Source organism: bacterium, assembly GCA_035703895.1.
GTDB lineage: Bacteria > Sysuimicrobiota > Sysuimicrobiia > Sysuimicrobiales > Segetimicrobiaceae > Segetimicrobium.
Genome location: DASSXJ010000298.1, coordinates 1 through 2575 on the forward strand (window position 1 = coordinate 1; position 2575 = coordinate 2575).

4 protein-coding genes are annotated in these 2575 nt (G+C 63.5%); 2 read left to right on the top strand and 2 right to left on the bottom strand.

Features of this window, described 5'->3' with window-relative positions:
* Both VFP86_19565 and VFP86_19570 read right to left on the bottom strand, forming a co-directional pair.
* The coding region (locus tag VFP86_19565) for a HoxN/HupN/NixA family nickel/cobalt transporter (protein HET9001848.1) at positions 1-189 on the bottom strand (189 nt) is incomplete at its 3' end.
* 23 nt (positions 190-212) lie between these two features.
* On the bottom strand, positions 213-455 hold the full coding sequence (locus tag VFP86_19570; protein HET9001849.1) for an Rdx family protein: 243 nt from the start codon (positions 453-455) through the stop codon (positions 213-215).
* A gap of 153 nt (positions 456-608) precedes the next feature.
* Here VFP86_19570 and VFP86_19575 point away from each other — a divergent pair, with 153 nt between their 5' ends.
* A complete protein-coding gene (locus tag VFP86_19575) occupies positions 609-1958 on the top strand; it encodes a 2-isopropylmalate synthase (protein ID HET9001850.1) in 1350 nt (449 codons plus the stop codon).
* A gap of 63 nt (positions 1959-2021) precedes the next feature.
* The coding region (locus tag VFP86_19580; GenBank protein HET9001851.1) for a DivIVA domain-containing protein at positions 2022-2575 on the top strand (554 nt) is incomplete at its 3' end.

The following is a 2575-nucleotide window of genomic DNA, read 5'->3' on the forward strand; positions in this document are numbered from 1 at the left end:
GTTGTCGATCGCGGCGATGTGGTCGGCGTCAAACGCGTGCCGCAGGCCGAGCGTGTAGGCGAGAAACCCTACTCCCAGAAGTGCGGGGTGGGTGCGGGCGGTGGGTAGCAGCGCCAGCAGCCCCAGGACGTGCAATCCGAGGACGGCCGTTCCGTACCCAAGCCATCCCCGGCGTGACCAGTTGAGCATCGTGCCCCCTACCGATCTGCGGGTTACATCGCCTCGAGCGCCGAAAGGATCTCCCCCGGCGCGGCGTGGCGGCCCAGTTCCTTCTTGGAAAAGATCTTCTTCCCGTCGACCACGACCTCGAACACACCACCGCCGGACGGGATCAACCGGAGCCCGCCGACCCCTTCCCCCTTGGCCTTGAGGATCTCTTCCGTCACACGGACGGCGTGGGGGAGATATCCTCAGCGGTTGCAGTACTCAATCGAGATATCGAGTTTCTTCGCCATCGGCCGTCCCTCCAGCATGTCGAATTCTGGTTTCCAGTATCGCTCCTCAGCGCGCCGATGTCTAGGCGTTGTCTCGCCAAGCCAAGAATATTGCGCCTCTGCGGGCCCTATGGTAGGCTCAAAATGATGCAGGCTGCGTCCGTGGAGGCCGCCGTGGAACAACGTTGGCCGCTCAGCAGCGCGCGGAAGCCCGTTGATGTGGTAGACGTCAGCGAGCCGAACCTGATGCGCGAGCAGTTTTCGTACCACCAACCCCCCAAAGTGCTGTTTGACGGTCTTGAAGTGCCTGTCGATCCCCCGGATGAGATTCTCATCACCGATACCACGTTTCGGGACGGACAGCAGGCCCGCGCTCCGCTCGAGGTGACCCAGATCGTCCGGTTGTACGACTTGCTCCACCGTCTGAGCGGTCCGAATGGCGTCATCCGAAAGAGTGAGTTCTTCTTATATGGAACGCGAGACCGTGAGGCCGTTCAGCAAGTGCTGTCGCGAGGGTACCGGTACCCCGAAGTCACCGGGTGGGTGCGGGCCAAACGTGAAGATCTCCGACTCGTCCGAGAGGCGGGGCTCGGGGAGACCGGCATCCTGACATCCTGCTCCGATTACCACATTTTTCTCAAGCTCGGCTGGAACCGGCGTAAGGCGCTCGAGAACTATGTCGGTGTCGTCTCAGAAGCGCTTTCCCAGGGGTTGCGGGTCCGATGTCACCTTGAAGACCTGACGCGGGCGGACATCCCGGGGTTCGTCATCCCACTGGCACAGCGGTTGATGGACCTTGCGGAACAGGCGCGCATTCCCGTCATTCTGCGTCTCTGCGACACGATGGGGTACGGAGTGCCCTACCCGGGCGCCGTGCTGCCTCGGAGCACCCCGCGGCTCGTGCACGCGATGATCCACGAGGCCGGAGTTCCCAAGGCCTGGCTCGAGTGGCACGGACACGACGACTTTTACAAAGTGCTGATCAACGCGACCACCGCGTGGTTGTACGGATGCGCCGCCGCCAATGGCACGCTCCTCGGGTATGGCGAGCGCACCGGTAATACCCCCCTCGAAGGACTCGTCTTTGAATACGCGGGGTTGATGGGGGGGCTCAACGGGATGGACACGACCGCGATCACCGAGGTCGCGGAATATATGCAGCGCGAGTGTCAGTATTCGATCCCCGCGTCCAAGCCATTTGTGGGCCGAGACTTCAACGCGACATCAGCCGGGATTCATGCGGATGGAGCGATGAAGAACGAAGAGATCTACAACATCTTTGACACGGCTGCGTTGTTGAACCGTCCGCTGTCCGTCAACGTGACCGATCGGTCGGGCGTGGCGGGCGTCGCATTCTGGATTCGTCAGCATACCGGACAGAATCTTCCGAAAGATCACCCGGCGGTTGAGGCCATCCACGCATGGGTGATGCAACAGTACACATCGGGGCGCACGACGGCGATCTCGGATGAGGAGATGGCCGAGCAGGTCGGGCAGCGCCTGCAGAAGGTCCCGCTGTCGTGACTCACGCGGCCGCCGGCAAACGAACGCCGTCATGCCGGCCACCGGTGACGCGGGCCGCGGTGAATGGACCTGCGGTCGGCTGAGATCGCGATTCGGCAGTTCTCCCGCACGCTCTTTGGAGCGGATCCGGCGGAGGTCAGACAATTCTTGGCCGAGGCGGCGGCGACCCTCGATCGCGTGAACAACGAACTCACCGGGGTCATTCTGGAGCGCACGACGCTTCAGACGACTCTCAAACAGGCATGCGCAGAGGTCGAGGCGCTGCGACGACAGCTGGCCGCGGCCCACGAAAAACTCTCGGCATACCAGGGACAAGAGAGCCTGATCGCCCAGGTGCTGCTCAACGCTGAGAGAGTCACCGAGGATCTCACGCGTGAGAGCAGAGCGCAGGCCGAACAGGCGATCGCCGAGGCCAACGCCGCCGCCGAGCAAACCGTCCAATCGGCCCGCCAAGCGGCGGCCGATCTCCTGAGGACCGCTCGGATGCGTGCGCAGCAGGCGATTGAGGCCGCAGAACACGCCGCCGCCGCCCGCCTCGGCGAGGTCCGGATCGAAGCAGAGAGCATCACGGACGAAGCACGCCGCACCGCCGCGGAGGTGCAGCAGGCGGCGCGCCG